The sequence below is a fragment of the Pseudomonas protegens genome (assembly GCF_003732485.1).
GTDB lineage: Bacteria > Pseudomonadota > Gammaproteobacteria > Pseudomonadales > Pseudomonadaceae > Aquipseudomonas > Aquipseudomonas protegens_B.
The window spans coordinates 1-1,448 of sequence record NZ_MOAK01000058.1; the positions used below are offsets into that span (position 1 = coordinate 1).

1 protein-coding gene and 1 pseudogene are annotated in these 1,448 nt (G+C 56.8%); both read left to right on the forward strand.

Annotation, left to right across the window (positions count from 1 at the left end):
* Positions 1-185 (forward strand): annotated as a pseudogene (locus tag BLX41_RS15940) (DDE-type integrase/transposase/recombinase); the annotation flags it as partial.
* A 1-nt stretch (position 186) separates the two neighbouring features.
* Positions 187-1,448: siphovirus Gp157 family protein (locus tag BLX41_RS37360; RefSeq protein ID WP_404942775.1), on the forward strand; the 1,262-nt coding region annotated here is incomplete at its 3' end.

A 1,448-nucleotide genomic window follows, 5' to 3' on the forward strand; every position in this document is an offset into this window, starting at 1 on the left:
TTGGCTGGTCAATGAAGTCGCAGATGACCAGTGATCTGGCTATTGATGCGTTGTTGATAGCGGTTTGGAGGCGTAAACCGAAGCAAGAGGTGATGGTTCATTCCGACCAAGGTAGCCAGTACAGCAGCTCCGATTGGCGCAGCTTTTTGAAGGCAAACAATTTGATTGCCGGCATGAGTCTACGCCTTGACCGGTCAGATGGCCGAGCTCGCGGCCCTGGTGGATACCGACGACGAAGGATTGCGCCAAGCCATTCAGGACACCATGGATGGCATCCAGGGCGAATTCGAAGTGAAGGCCGAGAACGTCGTCATGTTGTGCCGCAACATCCAGGGCGACATTGACGCCATCGACAAAGAAGTCGATCGCCTGAATGAGCTGAAGCGCATCAGAAAGAACACCGTCGGCAAGCTCGACGAGTATCTGCGCCGCAACATGGAGGCCGCCGACATCAAGTCGATTAAGCGGCCGCTGTTCACCATCACCCTGGCCTTGGCGCCAGAGAAGGTGATCGTCGACAAGGAAAACGACATCCCGTACGACTTCCTCGACACGAAGACCGTGTTCTCGCCAGACAAGCGCGCCATCGCCGCCAAGCTTAAGGAAATCCGCGAGCATAACGCCGCGGTACGCAAGCGCCTGGATGCCGGCGAAGACGCGGAAGCCGAGCTACTCGAGGACCCGTATATCGGCGATCTGCCGATCACGCACATCGATGACGGAACCCTGGCGCCGTTTGTGCGTGACCGCCAGAAGCCGACCAAGACGGCGCAGGGCAAGGTTAAGCCGGGGGTATCGAACAGGACGGTGAACATCGCCCTGCAACGAGTCGTCAGAATCTTGAACCTTTGCCATCGCAAGTGGCGGGATGCAGAAAAGAGGCCGTGGCTTGATAGCGTGCCGATGATATCGATGATGGAGGAAAAGAAGTCCAGCCGGAAACCTTACCCGCTGTCCTGGGAAGAGCAATCCATGCTTTTTGCCGAACTGCCGGATCACCTGTTGAGGATGGCCCTCTACAAGGTCAATACCGGATGCCGGGAACAGGAGGTTTGCAAGTTGCGGTGGGATTGGGAGATACGGGTGCCTGAGCTCAGTACCAGCGTGTTTCTGATACCGGCCGGGTTTGGTGGACGAAGCGCCAAGGCTGGAGTGAAGAACGGCGATGAACGCCTGGTGATTCTGAACAAAGTAGCGATGTCCATCATTGATGGCCAGCGCGGCCTACATAGGGAGCTGGTGTTCCCCTATGGACAGCCAGATCAATTCGGGCCCACGGCCATGCATCGGATGAATGATTCAGCATGGAAGAAAGCCAGAGTGCGCGCAGCAGACAAGTGGGAGAAGGACCACCGGACACCCGCGCACCCCGGGTTCAGATCGATCAGGATTCACGACTTAAAGCACACCTTTGGCAGAAGGCTACGTGCAGCAAGCGTTACAGAAGA